Below are 20045 nucleotides of genomic sequence, written 5' to 3'. Positions count from 1 at the left end.
TATGTTTTCTCGGAATAAAAAGTGGTTTAGGTCTATCGTGTTCGCGGTGCTCGCGGCATTCAGCTTCACATACGTGCTGCCCACCCAGATCTTTGCGGCCGAAAAACGGATGGAATATGCCTTGGAGCAATGGAAGACGCAGGGTATACAGCCACTAAGCGAACCCGTGCAACAGGAAACGGCGAACACAGAGCTTCAGAATCTTATGCTTCAATTAGATCAAGCTTATCAAGCATTGGATGAGCACGTGACGAAGCAGGATTTGAAGCAGCTCAAGGAAACGCTGAAGCAGCTCGACCAGGAGCTGAAGGAAGCGGGTAAGCGAGTGGAACAAGAATTCAAGGAGCACGGCGTTAAGCTGAACAAGCTGAAAGCCGCGAATGGCTTAGCCCGCAATGATGCGTTTCAAGCGGAGTTCATGCAGCAGTACGGCGAGCTGCAAAGCATCATGAAGGAGCTGCGGCAGATGGTATCGAAGGGGCAATCCTTTAAGCACTTAGATGCCAGCGACATCCAGGAGAAGCTGCTGCAGCTGAAGCAGCTTATGAGTCCGGAGAGGCCGGAGGCTTCAATCGGTACGGAGCTGCCTCATCGCGACGTGACGCGGGAACCGGCGGAACCTATTACCGGGAACGGCGGATCCGCGGCGTTCATGGCCGCTTCGGCGGATGCGCAAACGTTGCTGTCATTGCCTTACGTGCCGGAAGCGGCCGACTTAGAGGCAACGAAGGAAACGCGCATGACGCCTGAACTGGAAAGCAAGGCGCAGGAGATTGGTAGCAATCCGGTTAAGCTCTATGAATATGTAAGAAATCATATTGATTTTGTCCCTTATTACGGTTCGCGCAAAGGGGCGTCGGGAGCGCTGCTGGAGCAGAGCGGCAACGATATGGATCAGGCGTCCTTGCTGATCTCGCTGCTGCGCTATCACGATATTCCCGCACGCTATGTCAAGGGCGTGGTGGATTTCCCGGCGGCCCGGGTACAGAACTGGGTAGACGCCGAAACGCCGGAAGCCGCGATTCGGACACTGGGCGCGCTCGGCATCCCCGTTACGGGCATCGTCTCGCAGGGCAAGCTTTCCGAGATTCGCATGGAGCATGTATGGGTAGAAGCCTATGTTCCTTATGGCGACGGAAGAGGCTTACCCGGCACAGCGGGGGATTCTATATGGGTTCCGCTTGATCCGAGCTTTAAGCAGTATAAGTATACGACGGGCCTCGACTTTGAAGAGATTGGCGGCTGGGATGAGCAGAACTTCCAGAATATGCTGCTGACCGGCGAGCGCTCAGGCGATCTGCTCAGCACCACCAATCTGGATCTGCTGGGCTATCAGGACAAAGTCGGCGCCTCCATGGACGCCATTCAAGCTTATATCGAGGAGCACCAATTGGAGAACGGACAGATCGAAGCTCTAATTGGAGGCAAGGAAATCATACCGCAGCAATTGCGCGCGCTTCCGCTGTCTCTGCCAGCTAAGCTGGTAGAGGTTCAAGAAGAGTTCCGGGAGGTAACCGACACGGACTCCGATCGGGTTACGTTCGCCATTAGCGGCGCGAACCCGTTTGGCCTATCGTTCTCCTCGGCGCCGGATTTTGTCTATGAAGCTAGCGCCGTCGATTTGTATGGCAAGAAGATTACGCTATCATGGATTCCTGCTACGAAAGAAGACGAGGCGATTATCGCGAGCTATGGAGGGCTATTCCAAACGCCGGCGTATCTCGTGAAGGTTAAGCCTGTGTTGTATATGGACGGCGAGGCTGTCGCAACGGGCACTGCAGTTGGGCTTGCTTACCAGCAGCAGTTCACGATGACCATGCATGCGCCGGGACATGCGCCGCAGAAGATCGTGAACCCGGTCACGGCCGGGGGCTTCTACGCCGTCGTATTGAATTACGGGCATATGTCCTCGAGCCAGCTGAGCCAAATTCAAGAGAGCCTTGACCAAATCAAAGGATCGGTTACCGAGCAGACCATGTACACCAACGAAGCGTTGGGCGAGATTCTGCATGCGGCTGGCAGCTCGTACTTCGCGCAAGTCGACGTGAACGATGCGATCATGTCCGCCCGGCTGAAGGTGAACGTCAATCCGATGCTTCGGGAGCTGATGACCGGGTATAACGTGAGTGTCGGCTATATGTTCATGAGCCCGGTGCAAATCAGCGAAGGCGGCTTGTACATCGATGTTGATCACAACGTGTATTCCGTAGTCAGCAAGAACGGCGACAAGCAGAGCCAGAAAGCCTTTATGCTGGGCTCGGGTGTATATGCATCCGCGATGGAGCATGCCATTTATGAGCAAATCCTGAATCTGCCATCGGTATCCGCGATTCGCATTCTCGAAGAAGCCAATGAGCGCGCGGTTCCGATCTATACGGTTTCGAAGAGCAATATCGCCACGGTCCTGCCGAAGCTGCAGGTAAGCTCCATGGTGAAGAGCGATATTACGAACGCGGTGAATCAGGGCCGGATTGCCATTATCCCGGAGCATAATATTCAATTTTATGACTGGAACGGCACGGGTTATATCGTCCTTGATCCCAATACGGGGGCAGCCGGATATATGCTCAGTGGCGGAACCGCCGGAGGCTCCTCCGCTCTGGCTGTCGGGCTGGCGGCGCTTGTCGCCATTATCGATCTGGTCCTCATGATATTGAGCACGGCTGCTTTGCTTGCGGCGGGAACGCTTGTGGGAGGCATCCTGGGTTTGGTCATGCTGGCTCTCACCATTTCGTTTGCCATACAAATTATGGATCTCATGATGCAATATTATTTGTACGGGGACAGCGAAGCGGGACAGGCGTTGATCACGGAAGCCATTATAGGGATACTCGCTGCCATTGGCGGCGGTATATTGGCTAAGGTTTTACCGGGCTTGGCGAAATTCGCCGATGACGCCATCCAAGCGATTAAAAATTTGCTGAAAAATACGGATCCGGTCGAGCGCATAGCCAGAGATTACGGAGATGACTTCCTCGACGATGTGCTCCGCAACTCGGGCACGGATTCCGTGGATGACGTGGTGAAGGCAATCGACGATTTGCAAAAAGCGGGCGCCAGCAAAGAACTGATCGACGATGTTGGCAGCCAATACGGCAAAGAAGGTCTGGATCGGGTTCGGGACCTGCTTAACAAGGGGTTGGATGAGAGTCAGATCAGGCAAATCCTAGATAGCAAGATTGGTCTGGACGATGCGGTCAAATTGGCCGATAATGGAATACATCCAAGCCAATACGATCAATTCGGCATTAAAGACAGTACGGAAGCGGCCGAGGCTGCCAAGCAATTAGACAATGGCTTCTCAGCGGCGGATCTGCGTTCTCTTGCGGGCGAGAAGATTTACCCTTCGGATTTCGACGCGTTAGACATCAAGACGCCTGCGGACGCGGCCGCCATTGTTAATGCCTTGCAGAATGGTACGGCACAAGGACTTAGCTTCTCGACGGGAAGGGGCGGAGAGGCGTTTCTAAGAGCGTTGGCCGGCGTGGACAAAACTCCCGGCACGACGCAATTTTATCGTCAAATTTCCGACCCTGCTCTCGGCAACCGTTTTATTGACGTCTATGATGCGGCGTCTAAGACCGCCTACGAATCCAAGGTGGGCTACATGACGCTGACGGACAGCATAAGAGAACAAGTGCTGAAGGATGCCTGGCTGCTCAAAAACGATCCCAATACGGTACAGCATGTCGAATGGCATTTCTTCACGAGCGGCGTAACGGGCAGAGCGGGTCCTTCCGGACCGCTGGAGCAATTCCTTACAAGCAACGGCATTACCGTTGTCAAACACTACTGAGGTGAGCAGATGAAGTACACGTTAATGGAACCGCCGTTCGAGCATCGCCCTTTTGCGGAAATGAGCAAAGAAGAAGCCAAACGGTTCTTTGATTGGTATGTGGAGCAAATTCCATCGCGAATGAAGCTGTTATCGCTTGCCTTTCAAATGACCGGAGGAGGGGATCGGGATCAGTTGGATTTCTCGCCGGCTTCCTTAAAGGCATTGTGGGAATGGTTTCTGAAGCAAATCGAATGGAGCCCGAAGCCGAAGGAAGTTTTTGATGCCGAGTACGAGAAGGCGAACGGTTTCATCAAAAGAAAGATGCTCAGCAGAAAAGTTTATCAATATGAGTTAAGCACGGGTTCTTTGGCGATCGGGATGGATATTGCCATGTACTTGGGGGAAGTGTTCGTACGCAATCATGAGGCGTTAAGCTGGGGATATTCTATCGCTGAACGATTCGCGGACCGCAACCAGCCGATTATTGTCGGCTTCCCTCATGACTACAGCATGAATCCGCGGGATAATGTACATGGCCTAATGATCAAAGCATTGGAAGACGAGGCGCATGGGGGAGACGAGCTGTTCAAAACCTATGAAAGACTCATCCATCTTTGAAGTATCGCACCATCACCAGCTCGCAAGGGTAATCAGAGACGAGGGAAATCCGCTCTTGAAAGCGGATTTCCTTTTTTTTTTGTGGAGTTAAAAGAAAAACCCGCCGAAGCGGCGGGCATAGGGCTAGACGCGAAGATCGAGGTTCTTGCCGAGGTTGGGATCCAGGCTGGCATTCATCATCTGCACAAGCTGCTGGCTTTGCTGCTCAGCTTGTCCTTTCGCCATATTAAGGACTTTAATTCCCACGGCCTGCGACAAGGAAGCTTGGCTAAGCATCGTCGACATAGCTGCGATATCCATTCGTCTCACCTCCTGTTATTACTATCGGCCGCGCGCGCTTGCGATGTAATAAAAGGAAAGAAAAAAGGAGGCCATGCCGGCCTCCCGTCCTGCTAATCCTATTCCTTGCGATGTTCCACGAGATCGATCGCGCCAAGCACGACATGGGCTAGGCCGAATCCAAGAACGCCGGTTCCTACAAGCTTGTACTTGCTCTTCAGCATGGTTGCGCCCGATGCGGTCACCACGGCGCCTAGAACGGTCGGAATCAAACCTTCACGCACATGAAACACTCCTCTGGATGGTTTTTTGCAAGACGGTTTATTTTGCTTCATTCCTTGTTCTCACATACTCGGAGTCAGGGCGTTGCTAGTAAATTCAAGGTTTTTTCGGGTAGCAAAAAATTTTTTTGAAATTACCCATGTTCAGGTGTATAGTTCTCGAGTTTCGCGACAAAATAATATCACATCCAACTAAGGAGTGACTAACATGAGCAGACAAAATTCAAACACACTGGTAGTACCGCAAGCGAAACAAGCGATCAACCAAATCAAAATGGAGGCGGCTTCCACACTGGGCGTTGCTTACCAACAAGACGGCTACAACGGCAACCTGTCCACTCGCGACGCTGGTTCGCTTGGTGGCTACATCACGAAGAAGCTGGTTCAAATCGCTGAGCAACAAATCGGCGGCCAACGTTTCTAAGACGCAAACGAAGCAGCAAGACCGGAAAAACCCTTACAATCGTAAGGGTTTTTCCTTTTGGTCGATATTAAGTTTGCCGCAAAGCCCGTTCGATTCGTTCAGGATCGACAACGACCTGTTTCATCCGTTCATAGTCAGCTTCGGCCATCATTTGAATGCCTTTATTAAGTCCCTTATAGGGACCCTCGCCCATCCGGACAACGCTTGATTCCTTGGCGATCTGCAGCAAGCCGAGCGAGGTGGCGTAAAGCGCGAATCCCTTCTCCCATAATGCGCCTTTATCGGCTGCCTGGTCGGCTGCGGGCGGATTTGAAGCAGCCCTAGCTTTGAATTCAATAATATTGCTCATTACGTATTCCATTCTCCTTTGTTCTGCTCAATGCTACAGCAGGAAAGAACATCCAGAATCCATTATTAATCGCATAGGTGCGTTTTTCAACAGGAAATAAAAGCCATTTTTTAAGGCGTAGGCTGTAACTATTTTGGGCCCCGGATCGTTTGAACAATGGAGAACATTTGTGGAGGGGACGAACGATGCCATGGCCTATGGTACATTTTGCAATTGCGGAGCAAGCTTCGGGAGGAAACGCTTCGCCGTCTTTACTGCTCGGCAGCATCGCTCCCGACGCCATTCACGCAAGAGAGCATGCGACGAGGGCGGATAAACGGATAACCCATCTCATGACGGAGGGCGGCGATTTTCCAACCTGCGAGCTTCTGCGGTCCGAGCTTTCAACCTGTCTGGATCAAGCTTCGGGATGCGAGGAGCGTCAATATATTCATGGATATTTCCTACATATTTACACGGATATTCGATGGACGCTGGACTTATATTCCGATTTCGAAGCAGGCTTTCATGGTACTCGGGATGCGGAGCGGGAAGCTTATCATAAAGAAGTGAGCCAGCTTGAATTTATTCTTTTGCGGTCTGGTCTATGGTCAAGCAGCGTTTTCGATCGCTTGGTACTAGGGAAGGCCGGATTCGCGCCATCCCTCGTCAAGAAGGATGAGGTCCTAAGGTATCGGGAAATGAAGCTCGAGTGGCTGCGCGAGTCCGCGAACGAACCCCGAATCGCGCCAGATTATTTCACGGAAGAGCTCGTGCGCGATTTTATCGACCGTACGTCCGAAGAGTGGCGTTCGCTGCTCATCGAATGGAGGTTAGCTTAAGTGGGCATCCGGAAGACTTATTTTATGATATTAACCTTCTTAATGCTATTATTAATGGTTGTTTTGGCGCTCTGGATCAGAGGAAGCGATTCTCACGATAAGTACATGCAGGGTCTCCGTCTGCCGGATCGGGCATGGGTCGAGGAGAAGCTCAAGAGATCCAAAATGCAAATGACGGAAAACGAGATGCGCGAACCGTTTAAGTTATCAGTTGGTCCAGATTACCAACAGGCTTACCGTCTCGACGACGGAAGCGAGCTGTACGTCTATACGTTCCCATCCGAAGAGGAGCGAGTTCAAGGGCAGAAAACGATTATGCGGCAGTCGGCTATCCTGAGCAGCCAGCCGCCAGCTTCATATGAAATCAATAATGTGCTTTTGCTGTATTTCGAGGCAGTCTCAGGCGGAACAAATTCTGATTATGTTAAGAAGCTGGCCGACGGCCTGCTCGAACAACATTAACGAAAATTAGCTCCATTAATTTTAAGCGGCTGGTCCGAATCCGCACCAGGGAGGCTACCCGGTTCATCCTTACACGCCCAATTAAGGAAATGCCCACTCCATTCTTGCCTACATGAATAGACTACTATCATCATAGGACGATGGGCGGGAGTCGGCGATGTCCAAATCCAAATCCGGAAAGGGCGGCAATGGTGGGTTATCTGCTGATGATTTGGCCATTATTGCGGGCGTTGTCGTTGTAATCGGCGATATTCTCGCATTGTGGGCGGTCATCCAAGCGAAGAGGGAAGATGATGCGGCGGATGCGGAAGCGCAAGCAAATACGAGCGCATATAGAGGGGCGCGCAAGAAGAGGAAATCTTCTTAGCGCGCCTCTTTTTATTCCAATCAGGATTCCTTCGTAATGTCGCATTTGTTCCGGATGAATTGGATTTGATTCCGCAGATGGTTCACTTGGTCTTGCCATTGCTGGTTCTGCTCATGGGTGCCGCTTTCGAGCTGTTGCAGCTGGCTGATCAGCTCGGGCAAATCGGAGGACGCGTTCGCGCAATCATATTGGCTGTTCAAATTCGTCATGTTGTCCACTCCATTCTTATCGATTCGGTCGGGATAATGAAATCACCGTTATGTAGTGTTTGTTGCTCGGCGCATTCCGTATTCGCGGAAGTCGTTAGACTATTTTCCCGCCTGTGCGCATAGAAGGTTAAAAAGGGCTTAGGGAGGCGATGAGGATGGCTGCGCTGTATGCATTCCTGGCAATTTGGGTCGTTGGTTTGTTCGGCCTTATCGGCGTTTGCGTTACGGGTCTCGCACATCTCGTTACACATGACACCTGGTCTTACGACGAAGAGTTCGTCTGGCTGCGGAAGGTGAAGGAATAAGGAGGAAGGGTTTCCGGGCATGCTAACCTCCGTATGGCTAGAGAAAAGGAGGAACAGGCATGGAATCTTTTACGAACGATAACCAAATTGCGGATCAACGCGAGCGAATCGTAGCGGTTCAGAAAAACGGCGATGGAGACATTACGGCGTGCAAAACCTCCTCAGGCCGCGAGCTGGATTACCAATCGGCCCTGCAGGCTGTGCAGGCTGGTCAAATCGCGGGCGTGAACGCGTTCAAAGGCCGCGACGGCGAAATGTACATTCGCGGCGACGCGGACGGCGACCCGACCAACAATTTAGACAACTTGCCGTTGTTTTAGGACATTAAATAAACAAAAAGCCGACATCAGGCCCTTCAGGGGCCTAAGATGTCGGCTTTTTGACGATTGCACACAAACTTAAACTTGGTATGCCGTTTGCTGACGGACAATCCGCATGCGGCCCGTCTTGCCTTCGTACTGCTCCATGGCGTCCCCGTAATGCATGAGCCACGTTTTCTCCTGCACCGGCTCCGGCAGCGTCAGCAGCTCCTCCAAGCTCGCATGCACCACTCCTGGCGCCTCCAGCTGGCAGTCGTGATAGATCGTCTCGACGCCGCTCTCCACAAGGTCCTGCAGCAGCTTGCCGTCGAACCGCATATCGGCGGAATAGAAAAAACGCTTGTTAAATAGGAACGAGAAGCTCGCTTTGCCTTCGATATGCTCCGTTTGCATAAGCTCGACGGCCAATCCTTCGGCGAGCTCATAAGCAACACCGGCTTGAAGAGGCCTCACATCGAAGAAGTCGGATATGTCGTTCAACTCGCCTTGCGTCAGACCGCCTCGAAGCGTATGCTGCCAGAGGGGCTCGACCAACACGTCGGCAATATAGAGCACGGGCTTGCGCTGATGCTTAAACATCATTTGGAAGGCGTACTCTTCGAGACCTCCTACGTGATCCCCATGAATATGGCTAATAAGGACGGCGTCAAGCTGCGGGAAGTCCATGCCTGCGTCATGCAGCGCTTTCGGCAGCGTGATGCCGCAATCCACAAGTAGGCGATAGCCGTTTGCCTCGATCAGCGCGTTATTGTTGTTATACCGTTTGGCGAAGGCGCTGCCGGTACCCAGCATCGTTATTTGCATGGTGCGTCTCCACTCCTTTCCCATTTGTTTCGTCTGACATCACTTTATCAAATTTTGTTCGCGTAAGCCAATGCGACAGAAGCACACTCGCCCATTCCGGCATACAATGTGTAGCAGGTAGAGGATGAGCGACGAAGGAGTGGGCGGGCATGAGCAAAAACAAAGGAGCCAAAGGAAAAGCGGCGAAAGGAAAGCAGCTGGCGAGCGATCGGAGACAAGTGAATTATAAACTGGTGCTTTCGGACACCTGCAAGGTGTGCAAGACGCCGTGCGCGCGGGGAATGCGCTACTTGGCCAGTATGCAGCAGCCGGGAGCCGTCGGCAAAGGCGTGCCTTGCATACTGACCAAAACGTACGGGTAATAACGAGAAATCATTTCCCAGGCAAGCGCAGGTTTCAACAGCATTTGACAAGTGAGGAATCATTTGATCTCAGGCTCGAAAATATATTCAAGGCCGCGCAACTTTGTGCGGCGGACAGAGTATAACCTTACATCCAGAATATGCGGATGGGGGTAAATGCAGCCATGAAGTTCAGGAAGGTAGCGGTTTGGCTGGTGCTGCTCAGCTTGTGCGGGGGCACCATTATTTTCGCAAACGACGCTGCTCAGAAGGTGCGGGTTTTAATTAACGGCGGAGAGTTGGACGAAAGCGGACTTATGCTCGACGGCAAAACCTACTTGCCGCTTAGAGAAGTGGCGAACGCCTTGAACGCGATCGTGAAATGGGATAACGCCAACAAGCGCGCGACGGTTTACAAGCCGAACGTACATATGTTCCTCTATAATAAAGGGAATAGTCCATTCGGCGTCGTCGAGAAAGGCTTCCAAGGCAAGATCAAGGTTTTCTCGCAGATCGACAATTTGCAGACGGATATTGCCGCCGTTAAATTTTCGATCGTAGACCCGTACGGGAAAGAAAAAACGATTCAAAGCAAGAACGTGGCAAGCGAAATGAAGGATAAGGATATCTTCTGGTTCGTCTCCGAGGAGTTTGATTACAAATTCGAATCCACGGGAATTTATACCGTGAAATTCTACTTGAAGGTCGAGAGCTCGGAGGAATGGGCGGTCGTATCCGAAAAACAAATTCCTTCGCGCGTGCCGAAGGATTAATGGGATTAACAATCTGAAGCTCCGCATAAACGCGGAGCTTTTCGTTTGACCGCCTATGGGCATACATGGTACGATGGGCAAGTATGATCAATATAGTGAAATGGGGTAACAATCATGAGCGAGCACAAGCATGAGCACGGCGAAGACTGTGGCTGCGGACATGATCACGAGCATGAAGAGCATGTCTTCATCGTAACGAACGATGAAGGCGAAGAGCGCGAAATGGTGATGGTGTATACTTTCGAATCCGAAGACAACGTATATGCAGTCCTGCTGGATCGTCAAGATCCGGAGCAAGACGGCGTAATCTTCCGCATAGAAGAAGAAGACGAAGAAGCGTTCCTGGTCGGCATCGAAGACGACGAGGAATGGGATCGCGTAACGAAAATTTACGAAGAGATCGCCCGCACGGAGAACGAAGGCCAATAAGCCTGAGCGATTAAGCGGATAGATAGAAGGGCTCCCGGATCGGCATTTGCCGTTCCTGGGAGCCCTCTTCTCATTTGCGCGGGTTGTAATATACGGTTCTGCCGTTGAACATCGTCAGCTCGGCAAGCCATGATTTTGCGATGTATTTGCACAGCTCGTTCGCTTTGGACTTATCGCCGTGCGTGGATTCCTCGGGCAGCACGACTTGGACGCAGCGGACTGGATCCCCGCCGACGGTCGTCGTTTCGGCCGTGCCGATTATGATGTGCTTGTAAGGAGACGTGACGCCTTTCAGGTAAAACCAGCGCTCGTCCCCTTGGGTTTCGATCGTGTAGGGGAAGGCGGCGTTCTCGTAATCCCAGCCTAACTGCTTCCCCGTGAGCGCGGTCATCTCCCGGTAACGAAGCAGCGCGTCCTGTACATCCTGAAGTGTGAGTTGCAGATCCTTGGAGCCTTTCACCAGCTTGATATAAGCGCTTTGACTCATCGGCATCACCTCTAGAGCCATCTTAGCATGGGCTGGAAAGCTTTACAAGAAGCAAGAAGCGCCTGAAAACCGGCCTTTTTGAACACGCATTTTAGGAAATCGCCGTTTCTTCGACGATGACCTTCACGTACTCGATGCTGCGGTCCTCCGGTCCTTTGACCGGCAGGCCGACTTCGACGTGATCGACGATGTAATCGATGTTTTTCTGCGAGATGACTTCACCCGGGAGCAGAATCGGAATGCCCGGCGGATACACGTAAATAAATTCCGCGATAATGCGGCCGGCGGATTCCTTGAACGGAATGACCTCCGTCTCGGCGTAGAACGCGTCGCGCGGCGTTAGGGACAACTGAGGGATGTCCGGAATTTTGACGACGAGCTCTCTTGCTTCCGCTCCTTCATAGAAGGCAGCCGACAATGCTTTCAGCGCCTCGATTAATTTTGCGACCGAATCCGAGGTATCGCCAGGCGTTATCAGGCAAAGAATGTTATACATGTCGCTAAGCTCGATTTCAAGATTAAAGTGTTCGCGCATCCAGTTTTCCGTTTCATAGCCGGTGATGCCAAGGTGGCGGACATGGATCGTGACTTTGGTCGGATCGTAGTCGTAGGTGGCTTCGTCGCCCAGGATGTCTTCCCCGAAGCAATAAAGACCCGGGATTTCGTTGATCTGACGGCGCGCGTCTTGCGCGAGGGCGATCGCTTGCTCGGCCATGACGCGGCCGTTCAGCGCCAGATTGCGTCTCGACGTATCCAGCGACGCCAGCAAAATATACGAAGTGGACGTCGTCGTCAGCATGCTGATGATCGTCTGCACGCGCTGCGGATTGACTCGGCCCTTGCGGATGTTGAGCACGGAGCTCTGCGTCATCGAGCCGCCCAGCTTATGTACGCTCGTTGCCGCCATATCGGCGCCCGCCTGCATGGCCGACATCGGGAGCTTATCGTGGAAATGGATCAGCACGCCGTGCGCTTCGTCGACGAGCACCGGAATATCGTAGCCGTGTACGAGATCCACGATCTCTTTCAGATTCGCGCATATGCCGAAGTAGGTCGGGTTAATGACCAGAACCGCCTTCGCGTCCGGATGCCTCTCGAGCGCCCGCCGCACGGAGCGGGTCGTAATGCCATGGTCGATGCCGAGTTTGCTGTCGCGAGCCGGGGAGATGAACACGGGCCGGGCTCCGGCGAAAATAATGGCGGCCATGATCGACTTGTGAACGTTCCGAGGAACGATGATTTTGTCCCCCGGCGCGCAGACGGCCATGATCATCGTAATTATCGCGCCGCTTGTTCCTTGCACGGAGAAAAAGGTATAATCGGAGCCGAATGCGTCCGCCGCCAGCTTCTGAGCCTCTTCGATGACGCCCGTCGGCTGATGAAGGTCGTCAAGCGGCGCTATATTAATGAGATCGATCGACAACGCGTTGTCGCCGATAAATTCGCGGAATTCGGAGTCGCTTCCGAGGCCCTTCTTATGTCCCGGAATATGGAATTGAACAGGATTCTGCTCCGCATGCTTGCGAAGCGCAGTGAAGAGCGGGGTTTTGTTATGGTCCATCGCTATCATCCCTGCCTTTCATGGAGTGTACAAACAAAGTAGAGTATAACAAAAACAAGGGGGAATGCAAGCGGATAATGAGGTTGTCCGCCTCTTGCGGAAAGCCGAAGTCCGATTTGTTCCCGAATTGTTCAAAGATCGCGCAAATCTAGTTGTGGTACGATAGTTTGGTGGAGGGATCGCATGAAAGATACACGTCTAGCCATTGTTATGGCAATCCTTATGATTACCTTTATCGGGTTCGGCATTATCATCCCGGTTATGCCGGAAATTATTCAAGAAGCGGATCCGAGAACGGCAGAGCTGCATACAGGCCGCATGCTCGCGCTTTATTCGTTAGTGTCGTTCATCCTGTCGCCTTTCTGGGGGACGCTGTCGGACAAGATAGGCAGAAGACCCGTTATTCTGACCGGATTGATCGGGTTCGCGGCGAGCTTCCTGCTGTTCGGATTGGCGGGAGACAGCCTGACGCTCATGTATGCGTCAAGGGCTCTCGGGGGCTTGTTCTCCGGAGCGGTCGCTTCCGTTATCGTCGCTTACGTGGCGGATATTACGCCTCCGGAGAACCGGACGAAAGGCATGGGGCTGGTGGGGATGTCCATCGGACTCGGATTTACGCTGGGTCCCGGCATTGGCGGTCTGCTTAGCGTATTTTCGCTGCATACGCCGTTTTTCGCGGCATCGGCGCTTGCGATGATTACCTTCTTCCTGGCGTTCTGGAAGCTGAAGGAATCTCTCACTACCGATAAACGGAGAGTAGCGGGCGAGAAGCGCGTATCCAGATGGACGGCGTTTCAAGGACCGCTCAAATATTTGTACGTGCTCGCCTTTTTTGTCACGTTTACGCTGGCGGGCATGGAAGCGACGCTTCAATTTTTCGGCATGAGACGATTCGACGTAACGCCGCTGCAGGTGGGGCTGTTGTTCTTCGTCTGCGGCTTGGTGGGAGCGCTCGTGCAAGGGGGCGTCGTGCGTCGCAGAATCAAGAAGGGCGAAGAGGCGAAATACATTACGATCGGCTTGATCGTATCGGCCCTGGGCTTCTTCCTGCTGCTGTACGCCTATTCGTTGTGGTGGGCCATTATGTCGCTGGCGATATTCGGTATAGGCAACGCCCTGATCCGTCCGTGCGTGACGTCTTTGATTACGCAGAAGACGAAGGTTGGACAAGGCGTCGCTTCCGGTTTAAGCTCGTCGATGGACAGCCTTGGCCGGATCGCCGGACCTTTGCTCGGATCGATGCTGTTCACCGTGCAGCTCGGGCTGCCTTATCTCGTCGGAGGCATCTTGTGCCTGGCCGCGTTGGCATTCGTTTTGCGTTTCCGTCAACTGGATGCCAGGGAGCAAGGGCTGGATGCGGCCGAGCAACGCTAAGATGGAAAACGCCGGGCTGGCGGAGTTTCGCCAAGCCCGGCGTTTTTTTTATGTCGCCGGCCGACCCGCGCCTGCTAACATTCCCTCCAAACGATCCTTTTTTTCGGGCCATTCCTTGTCAATCATGCTGAATACAACGTAATCCATCCCATTGTATTTTTGGCGCAATACGCCTTCCCTAACGGCTCCCAGACGTTCAATCGCCGCTTGCGAGCGGGAGTGAACCGTCGTCGTGATCAATTCGACGCGGACCGCGCCCCATTGTTCGAACGCGTGCCGGAGCAGCAAATATTTGCACTCCGTATTGACGGATGTGCGCCACACGTCCTCCGAATACCACGTCCAGCCGATATTCAAATTGCGGTGCGCGGCGGCTATCCGCAAATACCTGGTCGTCCCGACGATTCTCCCTTGCGATTTGTCCCACACGACAAACGGAAATTCATCTCCGCGTTTTTTGCCCTCCAACGCTTGGGCCACGAATTCCTTCATTTGTTCCAAGCTCTGCACTTTGACCGGCAGACGCTCCCAAATATGCGGCGATCTCGAGCACTGGTACAAAGCCTCCGCATGGCTATCCTCCATCGGAATTAACAGGACGCGCGAACCTTCCAGGGGATTCACGATCATCGGCCAACACTCCTCTTCGCAGCAAATGTATATTTTCTTTTCGGCGCTGCTCTTTCAAAAACCTTTCTTTTGGCTAGCCCGCAACTCGACTTTGGTCGTATGCCTGCTCCGTCCGGCGGTTCAGATGAAATACCGACCTGAGACGTTTCTCCGAAAGATTTCCAATCGGTATGATGGGGTAGACATGAAACAGAGATCCGATAGGAGAAGGAGTTAGGGGAAAAAATGAACAAAATGACAGAATGGTCATTCCGAAACAAAGCGGCGATCCTCTTACTGGTCGTCATGGCTCTCGCGATGGGAGCCCTCAGTTATTTCCGGCTGCCGATGGAATTTTTGCCGTCCGCGGATAATCCGCAGGTCGTCATCACGGCCATAGGGCAGGGGAGCAGCGCGGGATCGATGGAGACGCAAGTAACGAACCCGCTCGAAGAGGCGGTTATGTTCGTGAAAGGCAAGAAGTCCGTCTTCTCCACGACGGGAGACGGTTATTCCCAGATCTCCATCAACTTCGATTCCAAAACAAATATGAAGGAAGCGAAAACCGAGATTCAGGAGCTTATCGCAGGCGTTTCGCTTCCTTCGAACGTGATGAAGCCGTTCGTCACGCAGCTGAATACGTCGATGATTCCGATCGGCTGGATTACGGTATCCTTCAATGAAGGGCTGACCGAAGCGGAGAAGAAGGAGAAGCTCGCCGAAGTCGAAAGCGCTCTGAAGTCGATCGAAGGCGCGGGACAGCTGACGGTTTCGGGAAGCGCCTCTTCCGTGATTACGGTAGCGCCGAAGACGGATAAGCTGCAGGAAGCAGGACTGCCGGTGCTCTCTCTTCTGAACGTGCTGCAGGGCAGGGGCGTATCCGTTTCGCTTGGAGACCGGACCATAGAGGGGACGGCGGCTAATATTCAGCTCGTTGACGAGATCGCCGATCTGGAGACGTTGAAAGCTCTGCCCGTTGCTCCGGCGCTCAAGTTGTCCGACGTGGCGGACGTGGAGCTGAGCACGGAGCAGGAAAGCATAAGCCGGATGAACGGCAAAGAAGCCGTCATGCTGACGATCTCCAAGTCGGCGGAGGCGAACGCGGTAGCGGTCGGCAATAAGATCGAAGACAAATTGGAAGAGCTGAACGCCGACGATCCGCAGCTGGAAGCGAGACTGCTGATCAGCACGGCGGAGTCTGTCGTGCATTCCGTGAACAGCATGCTGCGCGAGGTGCTGCTTGGCGCGTTGTTCGCGACGATCGTCATCCTTCTGTTCATGCGCAATTTCAAAGCGACGATCGTGACCATCGTGTCGATCCCATTATCGCTCGGCATAACCTTGTATATGCTTCAGTTATCCGGCGTTTCGCTCAACATTATTACTTTGGGCGGCGTTGCGGTCGCCGTTGGACGATTAGTCGACGACAGCATCGTGGTCATCGAGAATATTTACCGCAGGCTGCAGAGAGAGCCGTTCTCGATCGGACTTATTACGGATGCGACGAAGGAAGTGGCTTCCGCGATTACGTCTTCAACCATCGTAACCGTGGCCGTCTTCCTGCCGATGGGGCTTCTGCGTGGTTCCTTGCAGGATTTCCTCCTTCCTTTCGCGCTGACCGTCACGTATTCGCTGCTCGCTTCGCTTGTGGTCGCTTTGACCGTCGTGCCGCTGCTCAGCGCCGTGCTGCTCCGCGGCACGAAAGAAGCGGAGCACAAGAGCTCGCCGCGATTCGCCGCCTTTATCGGCTGGAACTTGAAGCATAAGTGGGTGGCGCTGACGTTGTCGGCCGTGCTTCTCGTCGGATCGGTAGGCGCTTATATGACGATGCCCAAAGGCGCGCTCGATTCATCCAGCGCGGAGAACGTCAGCGTGGAGCTCCAGTATGCAAGCGATACGCCGTATGAACAGGTATTGGCGGGCGGCGAGAAGCTGGAACGCTTCATAACGGACAGCAAGGACGTCGAGTGGGTGCTCATGACGATCGGCAACAGCTCTGAGAACGCGCAATTCGGTTCGATCGTTTCCCCGACGCTCGTGAGCTATATCGTCGATATGAAGGAAGGGGCGGACGCCGAAGCGTTCATGGATTCGGTTCTTGAGCAGAAATCCGAGCACGCGGATGCCGATCTTGCCGCTAACGCGCTGGATCTTATGATGGGCGGCGGTTCTTCCGCGATCCATCTGGACGTGACGGGCGAGAATCCGGAACAATTGGCGGAAGCAGCCGAGCTCGCGGTTCAAGCGGTTGCGGGCATCGAAGGCGTGCTAAAGGTCGAAAGCAATCAAGAGGAGAAAAAGCCCGTTTATACGTTCGAACTGAATTCGGAGCAGGCGAGAGGCGAGGAGGCGGCCATGCAGCTGCAAAGTCTGCTGAATCCGATGCCGCTTGGCGCCATACAAGTGGATGGCGCGGCTACGCCGGTCATGCTTCTCCCTACGGTTAACCCCGATTCCGTCGATGAGCTGGGCTCCTTGACCGTCATGACGGAGAGCGGTCCGCAAGCCGTATCCGCGATCGCAACACTGACGCAGACGGAGCAGCCCGCTCTTTCCTACCACAAAGACGGCGAAACCTACATTCGCGTAACGGCGAACAGCGATCCGAAGAAGCTGTCCGTCGTTGGACAGGAAATCACGAAGGCCATCGACGGTCTGGAGCTCCCCGATGGCGTGGCGATCGCCGTAGGAGGCGCATCGGCCGAGCAGTCGCAGGATTTCGCGGATCTGGGCGTCACCGCGCTCATTTCCATCGGTCTTGTGTATCTGATCATGGTTCTAACCTTCAAGACATTGCGGGCGCCGCTGGCGATCATGATCTCGCTGCCGCTGGCCGCGATCGGGGCGGTGACGGGATTGCTCGTCACGGGAGTGACGCCGGACTTCACGGCCATGTTCGGGGCGCTGATGCTGATCGGCATCGTCGTGACGAACGCTATCGTGCTGATCGATCGCGTTAGACAGAACGAGTCGACGATGACGATTCGCGATGCCTTGATTGAAGCGGCTACGACCCGCATGCGCCCGATCGTCATGACGGCGCTGGCGACGATCTGCGCCATGCTGCCGCTCGTGTTCGGCAGCCACGAATCGGGCAGCATCGTATCGCAAAGCTTGGCCATCGTCGTTATCGGAGGCTTAGCCGCGGCCACGCTGCTTACCCTTATCATCGTGCCTTGCGTCTACGAGCTCCTGTTCTTCCGCAAGTCCCGCAAGGAAAGAAAAGCGGCGTCTCGCATGCAAGGAGCGGCCGAAGCGGCAAGCGCGCTGGACGCTTAGCAGCCAATAGCATTTAAAAAGGCCTTCCCCGCAGTTCCGATGCAGGGAAGGCCTTTCCATAGGATTATTTGTAGGAGCATGCCATGCGGTAAAGCGGCATTAAAGTTTCGTAAGTAGACGCGGCGTATTCGAGCAGCGCATCTCCGTTCCGGAGCAGCGCGTCTTCCGACTGGACGTGACGGCCGATCAGGAGCTCGGCTTTCTGCACGTCGCGGAAACGGGTAAGCGCGGCTTTCCAGCCCTCGTCGCCTAGCCCGCTGATCGGGCTGCTTTCTTTTTTCATATGATCCATGGACAGGACATAGACGTCCGGCACGGCGGAGATCACGTCATCCAGGTTCTCCAGCAGTCCGGCGGCGATGCTCTTCTTGTTCGGCACCTCATAGATCAGAGCCAGCCAGATGAACAGGTGATCGTCGAACAAGCCAAGCTGGAAATGGGGATGCGCCTTGTACCCCCGTTTGTTGTCGCAGATCGCGAGCCATGTGTCTTTGGGCGGATTGACCGTGCGTCTCGCGTGCTTGGCGATATGCAGGTGAAGCTCCTTGCCCGCGAGAGGGGCGAGCTCGGCAATCAGCCGTTCGCCGATCGCGCGGAATTTCGGGCGGATGAGGCTGTCGATGCCCTGCATTCTCTCCTCCAGTCCTTGCAGCTGGAATACTTGGAAATCGGAAGGTTCGAAGCCGGGGAGGACCGGCGTTGTCAGATTTGTGGTCGTCATGTTCTTGCTCCTTTGCTGTCATGAATGAGAAGTTTTATTAATTGATAATCATTATAACATAGATTCGAGACATACGCCTGAAGTTAAGATGAAAAGAAGAAAGGGACGGTCATTTCGTAAAATTAGTCAATAATCCAAGTTGCCAGAACATAAGATGGAGTATAAGATATGGATAAGAACAAATTTTCAGACTATTTCGTCAACTGTCGGAAAGCGAATGCTTCTGAGGAGATTTTGTTCGAAGGAAGCGTTACACCAAGCTTAAGGAGGGATTGCCGTGAACAAAAGTTATGAAGTCGAATACTGCAATTTGGAGCTACGTTTCGAACGCCGGCAAATCCAAAATCTCATCCGTGATCTTATTCAGGAAGGGTACTCCTTGTATTGGAGCGAGACGGAGGGACAGTTTCTCGTGTCGATTCGGACCGGGCGCAAGCTCGTGAAACTGCATTTCCAGCGCATGAACAGCCGATACAAAATTGTGGGCGATTATGTAATTAAGGATGAAAAATTGTCGGAGCTGCTCGAAAAGCTAATTAATGACACACGTGGACATGCGGTCGTGAAACGGATCAAGGATCGTCAAATCGTCATTGAGAACATCATGTTCGGCGAGATCATACGACTTGTGGAGGTGTCAGGCATGGAACATCGGATTATTTATCAGAAGAAGCCTTTCGTCACGATAGAGGAAATGATCAAGGCGTTTCAATCGAAACGAGCGGAGGAGCGGGCGGCCGTGCTGCGTTACGAGCTCGATTACGAGCTTTACGTTCTGCACGAAGCTTTGGAGGCCAAAGACGAGGAAGCGGTTACAAAATCGAAGGAAAGGCTAATGGGGCTTCGTTCCGAGATGCTTCAACTGGAGCTATGACTAATGGATGACCGAACGGAGTGCCAGGATTAAAAACGATCTTATGCTTCGCGTGGAGGACGCGGGCGCGTAGGGTCGTTTTTTTGCGTTCGGATCCGTTATAAGAAAATCTTTTGATGACCTTTAATAAATCTGATGCGGCGAGTGTGACATTTTTCCATGCAAAGAGTTTTCATCTCGAACCAAAAAGAGTAGAATATAGCTATTGTGGACCAAACTACAGACAAAGGATGGAAGAACCAGATGTCAAAACAACAGATTGGCGTTATCGGATTGGCCGTTATGGGTAAAAACCTGGCCCTTAATATTGAAAGCAGAGGCTTCACGGTGTCGGTGTACAACCGTTCCCGCGAGAAGACGGATGACTTGATGAAGGAAGCCGCGGGCAAAAACCTGGTGCCGGCTTATTCGATCGAAGAGTTCGTGCAATCGCTCGAGACGCCTCGCAAAATCTTGATCATGGTGCAAGCCGGCGCGGGCACGGACGCGACGATCGACTCGCTCGTTCCGCATCTCGACCAAGGCGACATCATCATCGACGGCGGCAACGCGTACTTCCCTGACACCCAGCGCCGCAGCA

24 protein-coding genes are annotated in these 20045 nt (G+C 53.3%); 15 read left to right on the top strand and 9 right to left on the bottom strand.

All coding sequences use genetic code 11. The features are described from left to right. The first annotated feature begins 1 nt into the window (after position 1). On the top strand, positions 2 to 3796 hold the full coding sequence (locus NQZ67_RS07030; protein ID WP_257444110.1) for a transglutaminase domain-containing protein: 3795 nt from the start codon (positions 2 to 4) through the stop codon (positions 3794 to 3796). Positions 3797 to 3805: 9 nt separating this feature from the next. Next, entirely contained in the window at positions 3806 to 4396 is a 591-nt protein-coding gene (locus NQZ67_RS07025; RefSeq protein WP_257444109.1) for a hypothetical protein, read from the top strand. A gap of 123 nt (positions 4397 to 4519) precedes the next feature. Here the strand turns inward: NQZ67_RS07025 and NQZ67_RS07020 are convergent, their stop codons facing one another. Both NQZ67_RS07020 and NQZ67_RS07015 read right to left on the bottom strand, forming a co-directional pair. Continuing rightward, complete coding sequence (locus tag NQZ67_RS07020; protein WP_257444108.1) at positions 4520 to 4696, bottom strand: YjfB family protein; 177 nt, start codon at positions 4694 to 4696, stop codon at positions 4520 to 4522. 98 nt (positions 4697 to 4794) lie between these two features. Further along, positions 4795 to 4959: an asparagine synthase gene (locus NQZ67_RS07015; protein ID WP_257444106.1), complete on the bottom strand. Its 165-nt coding sequence runs from the start codon at positions 4957 to 4959 to the stop codon at positions 4795 to 4797. Between the two features lie 205 nt (positions 4960 to 5164). On the opposite strand from NQZ67_RS07015, the gene NQZ67_RS07010 reads away from it, so the two are divergent. Further along, positions 5165 to 5380: an alpha/beta-type small acid-soluble spore protein gene (locus NQZ67_RS07010; RefSeq protein WP_257444104.1), complete on the top strand. Its 216-nt coding sequence runs from the start codon at positions 5165 to 5167 to the stop codon at positions 5378 to 5380. Between the two features lie 67 nt (positions 5381 to 5447). On the opposite strand, the gene NQZ67_RS07005 is transcribed toward NQZ67_RS07010, so the two are convergent. Continuing rightward, positions 5448 to 5729 (bottom strand): hypothetical protein, encoded by a 282-nt coding sequence (locus NQZ67_RS07005; protein WP_257444103.1) that lies wholly within the window; start codon positions 5727 to 5729, stop codon positions 5448 to 5450. 185 nt (positions 5730 to 5914) lie between these two features. On the opposite strand from NQZ67_RS07005, the gene NQZ67_RS07000 reads away from it, so the two are divergent. The 3 genes from NQZ67_RS07000 to NQZ67_RS06990 all read left to right on the top strand — a co-directional run bounded on the left by NQZ67_RS07000 (position 5915) and on the right by NQZ67_RS06990 (position 7379). Next, a complete protein-coding gene (locus NQZ67_RS07000; protein WP_257444101.1) occupies positions 5915 to 6550 on the top strand; it encodes a hypothetical protein in 636 nt (211 codons plus the stop codon). After that, on the top strand, positions 6551 to 7012 hold the full coding sequence (locus NQZ67_RS06995) for a hypothetical protein (protein ID WP_257444100.1): 462 nt from the start codon (positions 6551 to 6553) through the stop codon (positions 7010 to 7012). 157 nt (positions 7013 to 7169) lie between these two features. Further along, entirely contained in the window at positions 7170 to 7379 is a 210-nt protein-coding gene (locus tag NQZ67_RS06990; RefSeq protein ID WP_257444099.1) for a hypothetical protein, read from the top strand. A 20-nt stretch (positions 7380 to 7399) separates the two neighbouring features. Here the strand turns inward: NQZ67_RS06990 and NQZ67_RS06985 are convergent, their stop codons facing one another. Continuing rightward, positions 7400 to 7588: a DUF2524 domain-containing protein gene (locus NQZ67_RS06985; protein ID WP_257444098.1), complete on the bottom strand. Its 189-nt coding sequence runs from the start codon at positions 7586 to 7588 to the stop codon at positions 7400 to 7402. Positions 7589 to 7743: 155 nt separating this feature from the next. Between NQZ67_RS06985 and NQZ67_RS06980 the strand changes: the two genes are divergently transcribed. Next, the gene (locus tag NQZ67_RS06980; RefSeq protein WP_257444096.1) at positions 7744 to 7893 is read left to right on the top strand and encodes a hypothetical protein; all 150 of its coding nucleotides are present in this window, start codon (positions 7744 to 7746) and stop codon (positions 7891 to 7893) included. 59 nt (positions 7894 to 7952) lie between these two features. After that, positions 7953 to 8213 carry a DUF3892 domain-containing protein gene (locus NQZ67_RS06975; protein ID WP_257444094.1) on the top strand — a complete coding sequence of 87 codons (261 nt, stop codon included), beginning with the start codon at positions 7953 to 7955 and terminating at the stop codon, positions 8211 to 8213. 78 nt (positions 8214 to 8291) lie between these two features. On the opposite strand, the gene NQZ67_RS06970 is transcribed toward NQZ67_RS06975, so the two are convergent. Beyond that, on the bottom strand, positions 8292 to 9017 hold the full coding sequence (locus tag NQZ67_RS06970; RefSeq protein WP_257444092.1) for an MBL fold metallo-hydrolase: 726 nt from the start codon (positions 9015 to 9017) through the stop codon (positions 8292 to 8294). A 149-nt stretch (positions 9018 to 9166) separates the two neighbouring features. Here NQZ67_RS06970 and NQZ67_RS06965 point away from each other — a divergent pair, with 149 nt between their 5' ends. The 3 genes from NQZ67_RS06965 (at position 9167) to NQZ67_RS06955 (ending at position 10560) form a co-directional block, all read left to right on the top strand. Continuing rightward, the gene (locus NQZ67_RS06965) at positions 9167 to 9379 is read left to right on the top strand and encodes a hypothetical protein (protein WP_257444091.1); all 213 of its coding nucleotides are present in this window, start codon (positions 9167 to 9169) and stop codon (positions 9377 to 9379) included. Positions 9380 to 9543: 164 nt separating this feature from the next. Then, the gene (locus NQZ67_RS06960) at positions 9544 to 10131 is read left to right on the top strand and encodes a stalk domain-containing protein (protein ID WP_257444090.1); all 588 of its coding nucleotides are present in this window, start codon (positions 9544 to 9546) and stop codon (positions 10129 to 10131) included. A gap of 114 nt (positions 10132 to 10245) precedes the next feature. Beyond that, positions 10246 to 10560 (top strand): DUF1292 domain-containing protein, encoded by a 315-nt coding sequence (locus NQZ67_RS06955; protein WP_257444088.1) that lies wholly within the window; start codon positions 10246 to 10248, stop codon positions 10558 to 10560. Between the two features lie 70 nt (positions 10561 to 10630). On the opposite strand, the gene NQZ67_RS06950 is transcribed toward NQZ67_RS06955, so the two are convergent. Beyond that, a complete protein-coding gene (locus NQZ67_RS06950; protein WP_257444086.1) occupies positions 10631 to 11047 on the bottom strand; it encodes a DUF1885 family protein in 417 nt (138 codons plus the stop codon). Positions 11048 to 11138: 91 nt separating this feature from the next. Beyond that, positions 11139 to 12608 carry an aminotransferase class I/II-fold pyridoxal phosphate-dependent enzyme gene (locus NQZ67_RS06945; RefSeq protein ID WP_257444084.1) on the bottom strand — a complete coding sequence of 490 codons (1470 nt, stop codon included), beginning with the start codon at positions 12606 to 12608 and terminating at the stop codon, positions 11139 to 11141. A 183-nt stretch (positions 12609 to 12791) separates the two neighbouring features. Here NQZ67_RS06945 and NQZ67_RS06940 point away from each other — a divergent pair, with 183 nt between their 5' ends. Further along, on the top strand, positions 12792 to 13982 hold the full coding sequence (locus NQZ67_RS06940; protein ID WP_257444082.1) for an MFS transporter: 1191 nt from the start codon (positions 12792 to 12794) through the stop codon (positions 13980 to 13982). Between the two features lie 48 nt (positions 13983 to 14030). Here NQZ67_RS06940 and NQZ67_RS06935 read toward each other — a convergent pair whose 3' ends face one another. Beyond that, entirely contained in the window at positions 14031 to 14612 is a 582-nt protein-coding gene (locus tag NQZ67_RS06935; RefSeq protein WP_257444080.1) for a GNAT family N-acetyltransferase, read from the bottom strand. Between the two features lie 225 nt (positions 14613 to 14837). Between NQZ67_RS06935 and NQZ67_RS06930 the strand changes: the two genes are divergently transcribed. Beyond that, on the top strand, positions 14838 to 17870 hold the full coding sequence (locus tag NQZ67_RS06930; RefSeq protein WP_257444078.1) for an efflux RND transporter permease subunit: 3033 nt from the start codon (positions 14838 to 14840) through the stop codon (positions 17868 to 17870). A gap of 64 nt (positions 17871 to 17934) precedes the next feature. On the opposite strand, the gene NQZ67_RS06925 is transcribed toward NQZ67_RS06930, so the two are convergent. Then, complete coding sequence (locus NQZ67_RS06925; RefSeq protein WP_257444077.1) at positions 17935 to 18591, bottom strand: DUF1054 domain-containing protein; 657 nt, start codon at positions 18589 to 18591, stop codon at positions 17935 to 17937. 277 nt (positions 18592 to 18868) lie between these two features. On the opposite strand from NQZ67_RS06925, the gene NQZ67_RS06920 reads away from it, so the two are divergent. Both NQZ67_RS06920 and NQZ67_RS06915 read left to right on the top strand, forming a co-directional pair. Then, positions 18869 to 19465 carry a YkzI domain-containing protein gene (locus NQZ67_RS06920; protein WP_257444075.1) on the top strand — a complete coding sequence of 199 codons (597 nt, stop codon included), beginning with the start codon at positions 18869 to 18871 and terminating at the stop codon, positions 19463 to 19465. A 243-nt stretch (positions 19466 to 19708) separates the two neighbouring features. Further along, the coding region (locus tag NQZ67_RS06915; RefSeq protein ID WP_257444074.1) for an NAD(P)-binding domain-containing protein at positions 19709 to 20045 on the top strand (337 nt) is incomplete at its 3' end.

Origin of the sequence: Paenibacillus soyae (assembly GCF_024623455.1) — a bacterium.
GTDB lineage: Bacteria > Bacillota > Bacilli > Paenibacillales > Paenibacillaceae > Pristimantibacillus > Pristimantibacillus soyae.
The sequence above is the reverse complement of the archived record's forward strand: the minus strand, read 5'-3'. Positions and strand labels throughout refer to the sequence as shown.